Raw genomic sequence first — 15,663 nt, forward strand, 5'->3', positions numbered from 1 at the left:
AAGCGGGGGAGTCTGGCAACGTCGTGGGGTGCTCATGCGGTCGCTCCGGCCGTGGCGAAGGCGGTCGAGGCGGCCGGGTCGAACGGGCAGCCGCCGTGGGTCAGGTGGGCGAGGTACTCGTCGCGGAAGTACTCGATCGAGCTCGAGATGGGCGAGGTGGCACCGTCGCCGAGTGCGCAGAACGACCGGCCCAGGATGTTGTCGCACTGGTCGAGCAGCAGGTCGAGGTCCTGCTCGCTCCCCTGCCCCTTCTCCAGCCGGGCCAGGGTCTGCACCAGCCACCAGGTGCCCTCGCGGCAGGGGGTGCACTTGCCGCAGGACTCGTGCTTGTAGAACTCGGTCCACCGCAGCACGGCCCTGACCACGCAGGTGGTCTCGTCGAAGAGCTGCAGCGCCCGGGTTCCGAGCATCGAGCCCGCCTCGCCGACGCCCTCGAAGTCGAGGGGTACGTCAAGGTGCTGGTCGGTCAGCAGCGGGGTGCTGGAGCCGCCGGGCGTCCAGAACTTCAGCTGGTGGCCCTCGCGGATCCCGCCGGCGAGGTCGATCAGCTCCCGCAGCGTGATGCCGAGCGGGGCCTCGAACTGGCCGGGGTTCCGGACGTGCCCCGACAGCGAGAAGATGCCGAAGCCCTTGGACTTCTCGGTGCCCATCGAGGAGAACCAGTCGGCGCCGTGCTCGACGATCGAGGGGACCGAGGCGATCGACTCGACGTTGTTGATGACGGTCGGGCTGGCGTACAGCCCCGCGACCGCGGGGAACGGCGGGCGCAGCCGCGGCTGGCCGCGACGTCCCTCCAGGCCCTCGAGCAGCGCGGTCTCCTCGCCGCAGATGTAGGCGCCGGCACCGGCGTGCACCACGACGTCGAGGTCGTAGCCGGAGCCGTGGATGTCCTTGCCGAGGTGACCGGCGAGGTAGGCCTCCTGGACAGCCCGCTGCACGCGGCGGATCACGTGGAGCACCTCGCCGCGGATGTAGATGAAGGCGGTGTTGGCGCGGATCGCGTAGGAGGAGATGGCGACGCCCTCGACGAGCACGTGGGGGTTGGCCATCATCAGCGGGATGTCCTTGCAGGTCCCCGGCTCCGACTCGTCGGCGTTGACGACGAGGTACTTCGGGTTCGGGTTGTCCTGCGGGATGAACCCCCACTTCATGCCGGTCGGGAAGCCGGCGCCTCCGCGGCCGCGGAGGCCGGAGTCCTTGACCTGCTCGATGATCGCGGCCGGCTCCTGGGTGAGCGCCTTGCGCAGCGCGCCGTAGCCGCCTCGGCCCTCGTACGCGGCCATCGTCCAGCTGCGCTCGTCGCCCCAGTTGTCGGTGAGGACGGGGGTCAACGTGTCGACCATTACTTGTCCTCCTGCTTGGTCTCGGTCTCGGCACGCGAGGTGTCGGCCTGCTCGACCGCACCCTCCTTGGTCCGGGCCACCCCGGCGGTGGAGCCGCTGGCGTCACCCGAGGGCGCCGTCCAGCCGCGCTCCCGGGCCACGGAGAGGCCGACCAGGCTCGCGGGACCGGCGGCCGGTCCCTCGTCGGCGAGGTCGTCGGGGAAGCCGGCGAGGACCCGCTCGGCCTCGCGCCAGGTGCACAGCCGCGGACCGCGCGTGGAGCGGACCTCGCGACCGGCGCGCAGGTCGTCGACCAGCTCGACGGCCGACTCGGGGGTCATGTTGTCCATGAACTCCCAGTTGACCATCATCACCGGCGCGTAGTCGCAGGCGGCGTTGCACTCGACGTGCTCGAGGCTGACGGTCCGGGTGTCACCGTCGCGCTGCTCGGCCGTCTCGTCGTTGCCGACCCCGAGGTGGTCCTGCAGGCGGGACAGGATGGCGTCGCCGCCCATCACCGCGCAGAGCGTGTTGGTGCAGACGCCGACGTGGTAGTCGCCGACAGGGCGGCGCTTGTACATCGTGTAGAAGGTCGCCACGCCGCTGACCTCGGCGGCCGAGATCTCCAGGATGTCGGCACAGGCCTCGATGCCCTCCGGGGTCACCCGGCCCTGGGCCGACTGCACGAGGTGGAGCATCGGCAGCAGCCCCGAGCGCTTCTGCGGGTAGCGGGCCGCGATCTCCCGGAGCTCGGCGTACGTCTGCTCGTCGAGCTGGTGGGTCATGTCCGTCACCGGTCGACGCCTCCCATCACCGGGTCGATGGAGGCGATGGCGACGATCACGTCGGCCACCTGCCCTCCTTCACTCATCACGCTGGTCGCCTGCAGGTTGGTGAACGACGGGTCCCGGAAGTGGGCACGGAACGGTCGGGTGCCGCCGTCGGAGACGACGTGGGCCCCGAGCTCGCCGCGCGGCGACTCCACCGGGACGTAGGCCTGGCCGGCCGGTACGCGGAAGCCCTCGGTCACCAGCTTGAAGTGGTGGATCAGGGCCTCCATCGACTCGCCCATGATGTGGCGGATGTGGTCGAGGCTGTTGCCCATGCCGTCGCTGCCGATGGCCAGCTGGCTCGGCCACGCGATCTTCTTGTCGGCGACCATCACGGGGGCCCCCTCGAGCCCGGCCAGCCGCTCGGCGGCCTGCTCGACGATCTTCAGCGACTCCCACATCTCGGCCAGGCGGACCCGGAACCGGCCGTACGCGTCGGCGGTGTCCCAGGTCTGGACCTCGAAGTCGTAGGTCTCGTAGCCGCTGTAGGGCTGGGTCTTGCGCAGGTCCCAGGGGTAGCCGGACGCCCGCAGCGGCGGCCCGCTCAGGCCGAGCGCCAGGCAGCCGGCCAGGTCGAGGTGGCCGATGCCCTCGAGGCGCGCCTTGAAGATCGGGTTGGCGTTGCAGAGCGAGGCGTACTCGGGGAGCCGCTTCTTCATCAGCTTCACGAAGTCGCGGATCTCGTCGAGGGCACCCGGCGGGAGGTCCTGGGCGACACCGCCGGGACGGATGAAGGCGTGGTTCATGCGCAGACCGGTGATCAGCTCGAACAGGTCGAGCACGAGCTCGCGCTCCCGGAACCCGATCGTCATCACGGTCAGCGCGCCGATCTCCATGCCACCGGTCGCGATGGCCACCAGGTGGGACGAGATCCGGTTGAGCTCCATCAGGAGCACCCGCATGACCTGTGCCTTCTCGGGGACGTCGTCCTCGATGTCGAGCAGCCGCTCGACGCCCAACACGTACGTCGCCTCGTTGAAGAACGGCGAGAGGTAGTCCATCCGGGTGCAGAAGGTCGTGCCCTGCACCCAGGAGCGGTACTCCATGTTCTTCTCGATGCCGGTGTGGAGGTAGCCGATGCCGCAGCGGGCCTCGGTCACCATCTCGCCCTCGAGCTCGAGGATGAGCCGCAGCACGCCGTGGGTCGAGGGGTGCTGCGGGCCCATGTTGACGACCACCCGCTCCTCGGGGGTCTCCCCGAGCGCCTCGGTGACGGAGTCCCAGTCCTGGCCGGTGACGGTGAAGACGCGCCCGTCGGTGGTGTCGGAACCGGTGGCGTAGAAGTCCTGTTCGGTGGTCATGTCAGTTGTAGCTCCGGCGCTCGTCGGGCGGCGGGATGGTGCCACCCTTGTACTCGACGGGGACTCCGCCCAACGGGTAGTCCTTGCGTTGGGCGAGATGGCGCTGCGCCCGGCCAGTCGTCTGGACGACTGGCCCCACGGCGGCGGACCTGAGGAGGCTGCTCATCAGTTGTACGACCTCCGCTCGTCGGGCGGCGGGATGGTGCCACCCTTGTACTCGACGGGGACTCCGCCCAACGGGTAGTCCTTGCGTTGGGGGTGGCCCGGCCAGTCGTCGGGCATGAGGATGCGCGTGAGTGCGGGGTGGCCGTCGAAGATCAGCCCGAACATGTCGTAGGTCTCGCGCTCGTGCCAGTCGCTGGTGGGGTAGACCCCGACCAGGCTGGGCACGTGCGGATCGGCGTCGGGCGCCGCCACCTCGAGCCGGATCCGGCGGTTGTGGGTCATCGACAGCAGGTGGTAGACGGCGTGCAGCTCGCGGTCGGTGTCGGCGGGGTAGTGGACGCCGCTCACGCCGGAGCAGAACTCGAACCGGAGCCGCTCGTCGTCGCGCAGGTGCTGGGCGACCGCGACGAGGTGCTCGCGGCGCACGTGGAAGGTGATCTCCCCCCGGTGGACCACGACCTGCTCGATCACCTGGTCGAGCCCGCCACCCCCGAGCCGCGCCTCGAGCGCGTCGGCGACGTCGTCGAACCAGCCGCCGTACGGGCGCTGGGTCGCACCGGGGTAGACGATCGGCTGCACGAGGCCGCCGTAGCCGCTGGTGTCGCCGCTGCCGGAGACGCCGAACATGCCCCGGCGCTCGCCGGTGGTCCGGATCTCGCCCTCGGGCGCGGGGACGTTGGTGCGCTGGTTCTGCTCCTCCGTCACCTCAGCAGCCCCTTCATCTCGGAGGTGGGTGCCGCGGCCAGGGCGGCGGTCTCGAGCTCCTCGATCTGGGCCGCCCGGTGGGCGCCGAACTTGGTCGTCTGCACCTGGTCGTGGAGCTTGAGGATGGCGTCGATCAGCATCTCGGGGCGGGGCGGGCAGCCGGGGAGGTACATGTCGACGGGGACGACGTGGTCGACGCCCTGGACGATCGCGTAGTTGTTGAACATGCCGCCGCTGCTCGCGCACACGCCCATGGCGAGCACCCACTTGGGCTCGGCCATCTGGTCGTAGATCTGGCGGAGGACCGGCGCCATCTTCTGGCTCACCCGGCCGGCGACGATCATCAGGTCGGCCTGGCGCGGGCTGGCCCGGAAGACCTCCATGCCGAAGCGCGCCAGGTCGTACTTGGGACCACCGGACGTCATCATCTCGATCGCGCAGCAGGCGAGCCCGAAGGTCGCGGGCCAGAAGCTGGCCTTGCGCATGTAGCCGGCGACACCCTCGACCGTGGTGAGGAGGACGCCGCTGGGGAGCTTCTCTTCAAGACCCATCAGGTATCAGTCCCAATCGAGTCCGCCGCGCCGCCACACATAGGCGTACGCGACGAACACTGTCGCGATGAAGAGGACCATCTCCACCAGGCCGAAGAGCTGCATCGCGTCGAAGTGCACGGCCCACGGGTAGAGGAAGATGATCTCGATGTCGAAGACGATGAACATCATCGCCGTGATGAAGTACTTGATCGGGAAGCGGCCGCCGCCGAGCGGCTGCGGCGTGGGCTCGATGCCGCACTCGTAGGAGTCGAGCTTGGCACGGTTGTAGCGCTTGGGACCCACGACGGCACTGATGACCACGGAGAACACCGCGAATCCTGCCGCGAGGAGACCCAGCACCAGGACCGGCGTGTAGAGCTCCATCTGGCGCGTTCCCTTCCCTCGTCGAGGACAGCAGGTTGTGACCTTGTGAACCACTTCACAACCCGGCCGCGGGCCAGTCTAGGACCCACGCGCGTCGAGTGCACCCCGGGGTGGACCACCCAGGACAGGGCCGCTGACCTGCGCATTTAACGCACGTACGCGTTGCGTTAATGCTCCGGCTTGGTGGCCCGGTGCAGGGCGACGACGCCCCCGCTGAGGTTGCGCCACTCGACCCCGCCGGCCCCGGTCCAGCCGGCTCCCGCGACCAGGTCGGCGAGGCCCTGCTGGTCGGGCCAGGCCCGGATCGACTCGGCCAGGTAGACGTAGGCGTCGGGGCTCGAGGAGACCGCGCGGGCGATCGCCGGCAGCGCCTTCATCAGGTACTCGAGGTAGACGGTCCGGAACGGCGCGAAGGTCGGGTGGCTGAACTCGCAGACGACCAGCCGACCACCCGGCCGGGTCACGCGCAGCATCTCGGCCAGGCCCGCGCCCGGGTCGACGATGTTGCGCAGCCCGAACGAGATCGTGACCGCGTCGAAGGTGTCGTCGGCGAACGGCAGCCTCGTGCCGTCGCCGGCCGTGAAGGGGAGCGCGGGGCGGGCCTGCTTGCCCACCCGGAGCATGCCGAGCGAGAAGTCGCAGGGCACCACAGTGGCGCCGTGGTCGGCGAACGGTTGGCTGGAGGTGCCGGTGCCGGCCGCGAGGTCGAGCACGAGGTCGCCGGCACGCGGGGCGACCGCGTCGATGACCTGCGTACGCCAGCGCCGGTCCTGCCCGAGCGAGAGGACGTCGTTGGTGAGGTCGTAGCGGCGGGCGACCGCGTCGAACATGCTGCGGACGTCGGAGGGCTGCTTGTCGAGCTCGGCACGGACCACGGGTGGATGCTACGGGGGTCCGACGCGCCGGTGGCGACGCGGGCCCGCAACCAAATGCGGGGCAACCGCGTCTCCTTCCCAGACACTGGACCCACCTTCCCTTCCCCGGAGGACACACGATGCGCGTGCTCAAGACGCTGCTGGTGACGATGCTCGTCGTCGCCCTGGCCGGCGCCGCGGCGTTCGGCACCGGCCTGCTGACGTCCGACCAGATCTCGCAGGCCGGGATCTTCCGTGCCACCGACTCCCCGGAGCCGACGCCCGACGAGCCGGGTGGAGCGCCGACACCGGGGCGCGGCGCCGACACCGACGAGCCGCTGCCGACCGCCCCCGAGCCCGCGCCGGAGCCCGAGCAGCGTGGCCCGGTGCTCGCTCCGGGCGACCGGGGGGTACAGGTCCGCGAGCTCCAGTCGCGGCTGTTCCAGATGGCCTGGTTCCCGGAGCTCACCACCGCCTACTACGGCACCGGCACGCGCGAGGCGGTGCGCGGCTTCCAGGACAAGCGCGGCTTCGAGCCGACCGGCGTCGTGGACCGGAAGACGTGGCGCCGCCTCGTGTCCATGACCGAGCGACCCACCCACGACCAGCTCTTCAACGTGCTGCGTCCAGGGCCCGCACTGCTCGCCCGCGACGCCACCGGCGAGCAGGTCCGCGACCTGCAGGCGCGGCTGGTGTCGATCCAGTGGCTGTTCGGTGACGTCACCGGCACCTACGACGCCGCGACCGTCGAGGCGGTCCGCGGCTTCCAGGCCAAGCGCGAGATCCCGGTCACCGGCGAGGTCGACCAGCGCACGCTCGACCGGCTCCACGCGATGACCTACACGCCGACGTACGAAGCGATGCACAACATCGAGCCGAAGCTCGGCGCCCTCGACCCGCGCTGCCGCACCGGTGAGGTGCTCTGCATCGACAAGTCCTCGAACTCGCTGCGCTACGTGGTCGACGGGAAGGTGCAGGCGACCTACGACGTGCGGTTCGGCTCCGACGAGCTGCCGACCCGGGAGGGCGCCTTCTCGGTGTTCTCCAAGTCGCGCGACCACGTCTCGAGCCTGTACGACACCTCGATGCCCTTCGCGATGTTCTTCTCCGGGGGCCAGGCAGTGCACTACTCCCCCGACTTCGCGGCCACCGGCTACGCCGGTGCCTCGCACGGGTGCGTCAACGTGCGCGACTACGACGGGATCGCGTGGCTCTACGACCAGGTCGACATCGGTACGCCGGTGATCGTCTACTGGAGCTGAGGCGACCCGGTCACAGCGACCGGCGTACGTCCTGCATGCGACCGATCTCGGCGAGCTGGCCGGTGGCGATGTCGGCGGCCAGCTCGAGGGCCAGGGTGTCGGAACCGGCACCCATCGCCTCGTTGGCCATGTCGACGGCACCACGGTGGTGCTGGATCATCCCGGCGAGGAAGAGGCGGTCGAACTCCGCGCCGTCGGCCGCGGCCAGCTCGCGCATCTGCTGACCGGTGAGCATGCCGGGCATCGACATGGTTTCCCCGCCATCCTCACCGTGGCCACCGTGCGCCCCGTGCCCCTCGAGGTCCGCCATCGACTCGGGAACCTCGATCTGCCGGGCCTGGAGCCACGCGGCCATCCCGCTGATCTCCGGGCCCTGCGCGCCCTTGATCCGGCGGGCGATCGCGACGACCTGGGGGTCCTCGGCGCGGGTCTGGGCCAGCTCGCACATCTCGAGGGCCTGCGCGTGGTGCGGGACCATCATCTGCATGAACATGACGTCGTCGTCGTTGGTCGGCGCCGCCTCGACGGTGGTGTCGGGGTCGACCGTCTCGTTGCCCTCACCGGGACGGCCGGGCTGGATGATCTTGCTCTGGGCCGCGCTGTCGTCCTCGCGCGGCGGCTCGTCGGAGGAGCACCCGGTCACGAGCGCGAGCGTGGCGAGGGCCGTGGCCGCGGCGTACCGGGCAAAGGGGGTGCGCACCTGGATCCTCCCGAGAATCAACGAGCAAAAGGTCTGGTGATTCATGACACACCCTACGTAGGATCACCACACCCCTACTCGGAAGGTCGCCACATGTCTCGGGCAACACGGATCCGCGGCGTCGTCGCCGCCACCTGTCTGGCCGTCGCCGGACTCTCACTCACCAGCCCCTCGCAGGCCCACGAGGGCCACCGCGACGGGCCCGACCGCGTCATCAGCGAGAAGAAGGCCCCGAAGTGCGGGCCCGACGAGCGCGCCCTCGCCCGCGCCGGCGACCGGTTCGCCCAGGGCTGCCTCACCGACCAGCAGGAGTCCGCGCTCGAGGCCGAGGCCGACCTCGCTCCCGGCCAGATCGCCAGCCGCGACATGGGCCTGATCGCCAACATCCCCAAGAACGGTGCGTTCGCCGCCGAGACCGCCTACAGCAGCGACCTCGCCTTCAAGGGCGACTACGCCTACGCCGGCAACTACAACGGCTTCACCGTCTACGACATCAGCACCCCGTCGGAGCCCGCACAGGTCGCCCAGGTGCTCTGCCCCGGTTCGCAGAACGACATCTCGGTCTACCGGGACCTGCTCGTGCTGAGCACCGACTCCAGCCGCACCGACGACAGCTGCTCCAGCACCGCGTCGCCCGCGACGAACCCGTCCGACCAGACGTGGGAGGGCGTGAAGGTCTTCGACATCAGCGACCCGACCGCTCCCGAGTACGTCGCCGCCGTCGAGACGCCCTGCGGCTCGCACACCCACACGCTGGCGCCGAACAAGCGGGGCACGCAGCTCTTCGCGTACGTCTCGTCGTACTCGCCCAACACGGCGTTCCCCGACTGCCAGCCGCCCCACGACCTGATCAGCGTCGTGAAGATCCCGACCGGCGACCCGGCCTCGGCCTCGCTCGCCGCGACCCCGGTGCTCTTCCCCGACGGTGGCAACCCGGGCGGCAACGGCTCCTCCACGACGAGCGGCTGCCACGACATCACCGCCTACCCGTCGAAGGACATCGCGGCCGGCGCCTGCATGGGTGACGGCATCCTGCTCGACATCTCCGACCGCCTGAACCCGGTCGTCACCGAGCAGGTCCGTGACACCGAGAACTTCGCGTTCTGGCACTCCGCGACCTTCAACAACAAGGGCACCAAGGTCGTCTACACCGACGAGCTCGGCGGTGGCGGCGCCCCGACCTGCAACGAGGAGGTCGGCTCCACCCGCGGCGCCAACGGCATCTACGACATCGACAGGCGCGGCAACCTGAAGTTCGCCAGCTACTACAAGATCGGCCGCACCCAGTCCGACACCGAGAACTGCGTGGCCCACAACGGCTCGCTGATCCCGGTCAAGGGCAAGGACATCATGGTCCAGGCCTGGTACCAGGGCGGCATCTCGGTCTTCGACTTCACCAACTCCCGCAAGCCCAAGGAGCTGGCCTGGTTCGACCGCGGCCCGCTGTCCGACACCCAGCTCGTGCTCGGTGGCTCGTGGTCGGCCTACTACTACAACGGCCACGTCTTCTCGAACGACATCCAGAAGGGCTTCGACGTCCTCCGGATCACCGACAAGGCCGTCGAGAAGGCGGCGCGTCACCGCTACCGCGGCGAGTTCAACCCGCAGAGCCAGCCCAGCTTCAACGGCTGACCCGGCGACACAGCGACACCCGGCAGGCCCCGGGCCCGGTTCACCGGGCCCGGGGCCTGCTTCGTGGTCCGGGCACGACCCCGGCGTAGGCTTCGCTCTCGTGACGACCAGCGTGACCCCTGACGGGCAGGCCGCCCCCCTCGTCGTCCGCACCGTCGACCTCGACCTCGACGTCGCCACCTCCCTGCTGGACCTGCTCCCCTCGTCCGAGGGCGAGGACCGCCGTCCGGTCACCTGGCTCCGGCGTGGCGAGGGGCTCGTGGGCTGGGGCGTCGCCGCCGAGCTCCGCACCCGAGGCGCCGCCCGCTTCTCCGACGCCGACAAGTGGTGGACCGAAACCGCCGCCCACGCCGTGGTCCGCGACGAGATCGACGAACCCGGCACCGGCCTGGTCGCCTTCGGCAGCTTCGGCTTCGCCGACGAGCCCGGCGACAGCGTCCTCACCGTCCCCGAGGTCGTGGTGGGCAGGCGCGGGGACCGCGCCTGGCTCACGACCGTCTCGCGCGCCGGCCTCGACCTCCTCGACCACCGCGGCGCGATCAGCGTCGCGGCACCGCCGACCCCGCCCGGTGAGGTCAGCTTCGCCGACGGCTCCCTCAACGGGGAGCAGTGGATGAGCGCGGTGGCCGACGCGGTCGCCCGGATCAGTGCCGGTGACCTCGAGAAGGTGGTGCTGGCCCGCGACCTGGTCGCCACGGCGGCCGGCCCGATCGACGTCCGCTGGCCGCTGCAGCGGCTCGCCTCCGGCTACCCCATGTGCTGGACCTTCCACGTCGACGGCCTGTTCGGCGCGACGCCGGAGATGCTCGTACGACGGGAGCGTGGCCTGGTCACCTCACGTGTGCTGGCCGGCACCATCCGGCGTACGGGCGACGACGAGCGTGACCTGGCCCTGGCCGCCACCCTCGCCCGTTCCTCCAAGGACCTCGAGGAGCACGAGTACGCCGTCCGCTCGGTCGCCGAGGCCCTGGACCCGCACTGCTCGTCGATGAACGTCCCCGAGGCGCCCTTCGTGCTCCACCTCCCCAACGTCATGCACCTGGCGACCGACGTCGCCGGCGTGGTCCACGACGCGGCGACCGTGTCCTCGCTCCAGCTCGCCGAGGCCCTGCACCCGTCGGCTGCCGTGGGCGGCACCCCCACTCCCGGTGCGACCGCGCTGATCACCGAGATCGAGGGCATGGAGCGGGGTCGCTACGCCGGACCTGTCGGCTGGATCGACGCGGCCGGCGACGGCGAGTGGGGCATCGCCCTCCGCTCGGCGGAGGTCACCGGCGACACGGTCCGGCTCTTCGCCGGGTGCGGCATCGTCGCCGACTCCGACCCGGAGGCGGAGCTGGCCGAGTCGCAGGCCAAGTTCGTCCCCGTGCGCGACTCCCTCGTCGGCGCCTGACGCGCCTCAGAGGTCGGCGCCGTCAGGCAGCCTCACGTACTCCTGGTCGTCGCCGAGCAGCAGCCCGAAGTGGCCGTCGACGATGCCGAGCCCGGCCTCGGAGTAGATGCGGTCGTGGATGGCGAGGTTGCGCGGCGCGCCCACCTCGCGGGCGAAGTCGACCGCCTCGGACGCCTTGAGCCAGGGAGCGCAGACGGGCGCGCAGAGCACGTCCACCGGCTCGCCGGGGCCGGTCAGGGCGTCGCCCGGGTGGAACACGCGGGTGCCGCCTGCCGCGACGAGGTAGCCGGAGTTGTCGAAGCGCGGCAGGTCGGGGTGGATCACCGCGTGCCGCTCCCCCACGGCGCGGACCGGGAGTCCCGGGTCGAAGTCCTCGCCGGGGGCCACCACCGTCAGCCGCTCGGCGACGGCCGGGGCGTCCTCCCGGATCCGGCGCGCGACGGCGTCGATGGTGAACACCGGCGCCGCCACGGCGAGGAGGTGGTCGGGGAGGTAGTGGTCGGGGTGCTCGTGGGTGATCAGGACGGCCGTGGCGCCGTCGAGCGCCTCGGGGTCGGTGAACATCCCTGGGTCGATCACGAGGGCGGCACCGTCGTGCTCGACGCGGACGCAGGCATGACCGAACTTGGTGATCCGCATACCACCCAACCTACGCCGCCGCCGTGCCGGGTCACGGCCGTGTAACGGCTTGGCGCACCGGGGGCTCGGTCTGTTTCACGGGCGGCGACGTGGGGCTAGAGTGCGCGGGACGCCCAGCGAGACGTGGCTCACGCACTCGGGGCGAGGGGGTCCGCCGCCAGGGCGGACCGTTGGAGCGACAGTGAGGTTTGCACTGATGAGAACCACTCGAAAGATGGCGTCGGTAGCCGTGGTCGGGGCACTTGCCCTCGTGGCCACCTCGTGCGCCGAGTCCGACCGCGGCGAGGGGGACGGCTCCGGCGGCGGGTCGTCCACGTTCACCTTCGGCGCCGCGGGCGCCCCTGAGATGTTCGACCCTCTGTACGCCACGGACGGCGAGACCTTCCGCGTCACCCGCCAGATGTTCGAGGGCCTGCTCGGCATCGAGCCCGGCAGCGCCGAGGTCGTCCCCGAGCTCGCGACCGAGTGGACCTCCAACGAGGAGGGCACCGAGTGGACGTTCACGCTCCGCGACGACGTCACCTTCCACGACGGCGAGCCCTTCAACGCCGAGGCCGTGTGCGCCAACTTCGAGCGGATGTTCGACCAGAACGAGGCCGGCCAGGTCGCCGCCGAGTACTGGGGCTACGTCATGGGCGGGTTCTCCAACGACCCCGACAGCTCGCTCTACCAGGGCTGCGAGGCCGCCGGTGAGTTCGAGGCCGTCGTCACCATCTCGCGCGCCACGTCGGGCTTCCCGACGATGCTGACCCTGGAGTCCCTCTCCATGCAGTCGCCCGCGGCGATGGAGAGCGGCGACGCCAACGGCATCGCCACCGAGGGCGAGGGCTTCAGCTTCCCCGAGTACGCGCAGGCCCCCGTCGGCACCGGCCCCTACACCTTCGGTGAGTACGACGAGGCCAACCAGACCATCAGCCTCGAGGCGAACGACGACTACTGGGGCGACGCCGCCAAGACCGACAACCTGGTCTTCCGCGTCATCCCCGACGAGAGCACCCGTCGCCAGGAGCTCGAGGCCGGCAGCATCGACGGCTACGACCTCCCGAGCCCGGCCGACTGGTCCGGTCTCGAGGACGGCGGCAACAGCGTCGAGATCCGCGACCCGTTCAACATCTTCTACCTCGGCCTGAACCCCGAGGCGAACCCGATGCTGAAGGACCTCAAGGTCCGCCAGGCGCTGATGTACGCCCTCGACCGCGAGCAGCTCGTCCAGAGCCAGCTGCCCGAGGGCGCCGAGGTCGCGACGCAGTTCATGCCCTCCACCGTGAGCGGCTACAACTCCGAGCTCGAGGCGTACCCCTACGACCCCGAGCAGGCCGAGCAGCTGCTGCAGGAGGCGGGCGCCGAGGGCATGACCCTGAAGTTCGCCTACCCGACCGAGGTCAGCCGCCCCTACATGCCGGACCCGCAGCAGCTCTTCGAGGCCCTGCGCACCAACCTTGAGGCCGTCGGCATCAAGGTCGACGTGCAGACCGCCTCCTGGAACGGCGGCTACCTCGACAACGTGACGGCCGGCAAGTACGACGCCTACCTCCTCGGCTGGACCGGCGACTACGACGCCGCGTTCAACTTCATCGGCACGTTCTTCGGCAACCTCAAGGAGAACGACTTCGGCACCGAGGTCATGCCGTGGGGCAAGCAGCTCGCCGACGACCTGCAGTCGGCCGACGGGATCGTGGACGAGGCCGAGCGCGCGACGGCCTTCGAGACGATCAACCAGCAGATCATGGAGGACTACCTCCCCGGTCTGCCGATCAGCCACTCCCCGCCGGCCCTCGTGGTCGGGCCGGACGTCGAGGGCGTCATCCCGAGCCCGCTGACGGCAGAGGAGTTCGACACCGTCAGCGTCGGCGGTGAGTGACGGACCACTCGTCCCCGGCCTGAGCGCCGGTTGAGAGTCCGGAACGTGCGGTCGAGGGGGGTCATCCGCCGCGGGTGACCCCCCTCACCACTGTCCACAGGAGCTTCCATGGCCCGATTCATCGTCCGCCGCGTGCTGCAGATGGCAGGCGTGCTGGTGGTGCTGTCCCTGCTGCTGTTCGTCTGGCTGCGGTCGCTGCCCGGCGGCACCGTGTCCGCCATCCTCGGCGAGCGCGCCACCCCCTCCCGACGGGCAGCCCTCGAGGCCGCCCTCGGCCTCGACCAACCGATCTACGTCCAGTACCTCAAGTTCGTGCAGCGCGCCCTCCAGGGCGAGTTCGGTGCCTCGACCGCCGTGCTGCCCGGTGAGGACGCCTTCCAGATCTTCCTCGGGCGGCTGCCCGCCACGATCGAGCTGTCGCTGCTGGCGATGCTCATCGCGGTCAGCCTCGGGATCCCGCTCGGCTACTGGGCGGCCCGCCGCCGCGGGTCGGTGCTCGACTCGGGCGCCGTGATCTTCTCCCTCGTCGGTGTCGCGGTGCCGGTGTTCTTCACCGCCTTCCTGCTCAAGTACTTCTTCGCCGTCCAGTGGCAGCTGCTCCCGGTGTCCGGGCGCCAGGACGCCTCGATCGACGCCACCCGCGTCACCGGCTTCTTCGTCCTCGACGGCATCATGACCCGCGAGTGGGACGCCGCCTGGGACGCGTTCCTCCACCTGCTGCTCCCCGCGGTCGCCCTCGCGACCATCCCGTTCGCCGTGATCTTCCGGATCACGCGGGCCTCGGTGCTCGACACGATGGACGCCGACTTCGTCCGTACCGCGGAGGCCAAGGGCCTGTCCACGAAGGTCATCCGGGGACGCCACATCCTGCGCAACGCCATGCTCCCGGTGGTGACCACGATCGGCCTGCTGGTGGGTGCCCTGCTCGCCGGCGCCGTGCTCACCGAGACGGTCTTCTCGTTCCCCGGCATCGGGCAGGCGCTCGCCGAGTCCATCCGTGACAAGGACTATCCCGTCCTCCAGGTGCTGATCCTCGCGGCGGCCGCGATCTTCGTGATCGTCAACCTCTTCGTGGACATCGCCTACGCCATCATCGACCCCCGCATCAGGACGAGGTGACGTGACATGACCCCCCAGTCCTACGCGGAGCGCCGCAAGGAGAAGATCGACGCCCTCGCCGCAGGGTCCGTCGACGACACCCCCGGCGTCTCCCTCATCGCCAGCGCCTGGCGCCGGCTCCGCCGCGACCCGGTGTTCCTCATCGGCGGCGTGATCACGGCCCTGTTCATCGTGCTGGCCATCATCTCCCCGTGGATCGCACCCCACGACCCGTCGGCCCCCCTGCTGCTCGACCAGGTCCGGCAGCAGACGAACCCGATCCCCGGACCGCAGCCCGGCTTCCCGCTCGGCGCCGCGGACGACCAGGGACGCGACCTGCTGTCCCGGCTGCTCGTCGGCAGCCGGCAGACCCTGATCGTCGGTGTCGTCGCCACGATCATCGGCCTCGCCGGCGGGATGATCCTCGGACTCATCGCCGGCGCCTTCGCCGGCTGGGCCGACTCCTTCGTGATGCGCATCGTCGACGTGATGCTGGCGCTGCCCTCGCTGCTGCTCGCCTTCTCGATCGCGGCGCTGGCACCGAGGCCCAGCCAGAACACGTTGATCATCGCCATCGCGGTGATCCAGATCCCGATCTTCGCCCGCCTGCTGCGGGGGTCGATGCTGGCGCAGCGCAACAGCGACCACGTCCTCGCGGCGCGGGCGCTGGGCGTCAAGCAGCGCGCCATCGTCTTCCGCCACATGCTGCCCAACGCGCTCGGGCCGGTCATCGTGCAGGCGACGCTGGTGCTCGCGGTCGCGATCATCGACGCGGCTGCACTGTCCTTCCTCGGCCTCGGCAACCCCGACGACCGACAGCCGGAGTGGGGCCAGATGCTGGGCCGGTCGCAGCAGTTCATCTACGACTACCCCCACCTGGCCGTCTACCCCGCGCTGTGCATCATCGTCGTCGCGCTCGGCTTCACGCTGATGGGCGAGTCGCTGCGCGAGGCCCTCGACCCCAAGACCCGGAGGTGACCCCCG

15 protein-coding genes and 1 pseudogene are annotated in these 15,663 nt (G+C 70.4%); 6 read left to right on the forward strand and 10 right to left on the reverse strand.

Annotation, left to right across the window (positions count from 1 at the left end; translation table 11 throughout):
• Positions 1-32 precede the first annotated feature (32 nt).
• From nuoF to EXE57_RS09525, 8 genes and pseudogenes are all read right to left on the reverse strand, one after another.
• Positions 33-1,343: an NADH-quinone oxidoreductase subunit NuoF gene (gene nuoF / locus EXE57_RS09490; RefSeq protein WP_135076846.1), complete on the reverse strand. Its 1,311-nt coding sequence runs from the start codon at positions 1,341-1,343 to the stop codon at positions 33-35.
• Positions 1,343-2,107 carry an NADH-quinone oxidoreductase subunit NuoE gene (nuoE, locus tag EXE57_RS09495; RefSeq protein WP_135080798.1) on the reverse strand — a complete coding sequence of 255 codons (765 nt, stop codon included), beginning with the start codon at positions 2,105-2,107 and terminating at the stop codon, positions 1,343-1,345. Before nuoE ends, nuoF begins: the two co-directional genes overlap by 1 nt.
• A 5-nt stretch (positions 2,108-2,112) precedes the next feature.
• On the reverse strand, positions 2,113-3,453 hold the full coding sequence (locus tag EXE57_RS09500; protein ID WP_135076849.1) for an NADH-quinone oxidoreductase subunit D: 1,341 nt from the start codon (positions 3,451-3,453) through the stop codon (positions 2,113-2,115).
• 1 nt (position 3,454) lies between these two features.
• A pseudogene (locus EXE57_RS09505) lies at positions 3,455-3,544 on the reverse strand (NADH-quinone oxidoreductase subunit C); the annotation flags it as partial.
• Positions 3,545-3,618: 74 nt separating this feature from the next.
• Positions 3,619-4,323 carry an NADH-quinone oxidoreductase subunit C gene (locus EXE57_RS09510; RefSeq protein ID WP_135076852.1) on the reverse strand — a complete coding sequence of 235 codons (705 nt, stop codon included), beginning with the start codon at positions 4,321-4,323 and terminating at the stop codon, positions 3,619-3,621.
• Complete coding sequence (locus tag EXE57_RS09515) at positions 4,320-4,874, reverse strand: NuoB/complex I 20 kDa subunit family protein (protein WP_135076855.1); 555 nt, start codon at positions 4,872-4,874, stop codon at positions 4,320-4,322. The genes EXE57_RS09510 and EXE57_RS09515 overlap by 4 nt, the downstream gene beginning before the upstream one ends.
• A gap of 6 nt (positions 4,875-4,880) precedes the next feature.
• Complete coding sequence (locus EXE57_RS09520) at positions 4,881-5,240, reverse strand: NADH-quinone oxidoreductase subunit A (RefSeq protein ID WP_135076858.1); 360 nt, start codon at positions 5,238-5,240, stop codon at positions 4,881-4,883.
• Positions 5,241-5,407: 167 nt separating this feature from the next.
• Positions 5,408-6,115 carry a demethylmenaquinone methyltransferase gene (locus EXE57_RS09525; RefSeq protein WP_135076861.1) on the reverse strand — a complete coding sequence of 236 codons (708 nt, stop codon included), beginning with the start codon at positions 6,113-6,115 and terminating at the stop codon, positions 5,408-5,410.
• A 119-nt stretch (positions 6,116-6,234) separates the two neighbouring features.
• On the opposite strand from EXE57_RS09525, the gene EXE57_RS09530 reads away from it, so the two are divergent.
• Positions 6,235-7,356 (forward strand): L,D-transpeptidase family protein, encoded by a 1,122-nt coding sequence (locus tag EXE57_RS09530; RefSeq protein WP_244247061.1) that lies wholly within the window; start codon positions 6,235-6,237, stop codon positions 7,354-7,356.
• A gap of 10 nt (positions 7,357-7,366) precedes the next feature.
• Here EXE57_RS09530 and EXE57_RS09535 read toward each other — a convergent pair whose 3' ends face one another.
• Positions 7,367-8,101, reverse strand: a complete 735-nt coding sequence (locus tag EXE57_RS09535; RefSeq protein WP_135076863.1) for a DUF305 domain-containing protein — start codon at positions 8,099-8,101, stop codon at positions 7,367-7,369.
• A gap of 48 nt (positions 8,102-8,149) precedes the next feature.
• Between EXE57_RS09535 and EXE57_RS09540 the strand changes: the two genes are divergently transcribed.
• Positions 8,150-9,688, forward strand: coding sequence for an LVIVD repeat-containing protein (locus tag EXE57_RS09540; protein ID WP_135076866.1), 1,539 nt, complete (start codon positions 8,150-8,152; stop codon positions 9,686-9,688).
• Positions 9,689-9,788: 100 nt separating this feature from the next.
• Positions 9,789-11,081, forward strand: coding sequence for an isochorismate synthase (locus EXE57_RS09545; RefSeq protein ID WP_244246771.1), 1,293 nt, complete (start codon positions 9,789-9,791; stop codon positions 11,079-11,081).
• Between the two features lie 6 nt (positions 11,082-11,087).
• Here the strand turns inward: EXE57_RS09545 and EXE57_RS09550 are convergent, their stop codons facing one another.
• Positions 11,088-11,720, reverse strand: coding sequence for an MBL fold metallo-hydrolase (locus tag EXE57_RS09550; protein ID WP_135076869.1), 633 nt, complete (start codon positions 11,718-11,720; stop codon positions 11,088-11,090).
• Positions 11,721-11,916: 196 nt separating this feature from the next.
• Between EXE57_RS09550 and EXE57_RS09555 the strand changes: the two genes are divergently transcribed.
• The 3 genes from EXE57_RS09555 (at position 11,917) to EXE57_RS09565 (ending at position 15,657) form a co-directional block, all read left to right on the forward strand.
• Positions 11,917-13,581, forward strand: a complete 1,665-nt coding sequence (locus EXE57_RS09555) for an ABC transporter substrate-binding protein (RefSeq protein WP_135076872.1) — start codon at positions 11,917-11,919, stop codon at positions 13,579-13,581.
• A gap of 108 nt (positions 13,582-13,689) precedes the next feature.
• The gene (locus EXE57_RS09560) at positions 13,690-14,700 is read left to right on the forward strand and encodes an ABC transporter permease (protein ID WP_135076875.1); all 1,011 of its coding nucleotides are present in this window, start codon (positions 13,690-13,692) and stop codon (positions 14,698-14,700) included.
• Positions 14,701-14,706: 6 nt separating this feature from the next.
• Positions 14,707-15,657 carry an ABC transporter permease gene (locus EXE57_RS09565; protein WP_135076878.1) on the forward strand — a complete coding sequence of 317 codons (951 nt, stop codon included), beginning with the start codon at positions 14,707-14,709 and terminating at the stop codon, positions 15,655-15,657.
• The last annotated feature ends 6 nt before the right edge of the window (positions 15,658-15,663 follow it).

Origin of the sequence: Nocardioides euryhalodurans (genome assembly GCF_004564375.1) — a bacterium.
GTDB lineage: Bacteria > Actinomycetota > Actinomycetes > Propionibacteriales > Nocardioidaceae > Nocardioides > Nocardioides euryhalodurans.

Excerpts from the sequence above, each read along its gene's own strand:
- EXE57_RS09520 (WP_135076858.1), bottom strand. The coding sequence starts at position 5,240 with ATGGAGCTCTACACGCCGGTCCTGGTGCTGGGTCTCCTCGCGGCAGGA.
- EXE57_RS09550 (WP_135076869.1), bottom strand. The coding sequence starts at position 11,720 with ATGCGGATCACCAAGTTCGGTCATGCCTGCGTCCGCGTCGAGCACGAC.
- EXE57_RS09515 (WP_135076855.1), bottom strand. The coding sequence starts at position 4,874 with ATGGGTCTTGAAGAGAAGCTCCCCAGCGGCGTCCTCCTCACCACGGTC.
- EXE57_RS09500 (WP_135076849.1), bottom strand. The coding sequence starts at position 3,453 with ATGACCACCGAACAGGACTTCTACGCCACCGGTTCCGACACCACCGAC.
- EXE57_RS09530 (WP_244247061.1), top strand. The coding sequence starts at position 6,235 with ATGCGCGTGCTCAAGACGCTGCTGGTGACGATGCTCGTCGTCGCCCTG.
- EXE57_RS09540 (WP_135076866.1), top strand. The coding sequence starts at position 8,150 with ATGTCTCGGGCAACACGGATCCGCGGCGTCGTCGCCGCCACCTGTCTG.
- nuoF (WP_135076846.1), bottom strand. The coding sequence starts at position 1,343 with ATGGTCGACACGTTGACCCCCGTCCTCACCGACAACTGGGGCGACGAG.
- EXE57_RS09555 (WP_135076872.1), top strand. The coding sequence starts at position 11,917 with ATGAGAACCACTCGAAAGATGGCGTCGGTAGCCGTGGTCGGGGCACTT.
- EXE57_RS09565 (WP_135076878.1), top strand. The coding sequence starts at position 14,707 with ATGACCCCCCAGTCCTACGCGGAGCGCCGCAAGGAGAAGATCGACGCC.
- EXE57_RS09535 (WP_135076863.1), bottom strand. The coding sequence starts at position 8,101 with ATGAATCACCAGACCTTTTGCTCGTTGATTCTCGGGAGGATCCAGGTG.
- EXE57_RS09560 (WP_135076875.1), top strand. The coding sequence starts at position 13,690 with ATGGCCCGATTCATCGTCCGCCGCGTGCTGCAGATGGCAGGCGTGCTG.
- nuoE (WP_135080798.1), bottom strand. The coding sequence starts at position 2,107 with ATGACCCACCAGCTCGACGAGCAGACGTACGCCGAGCTCCGGGAGATC.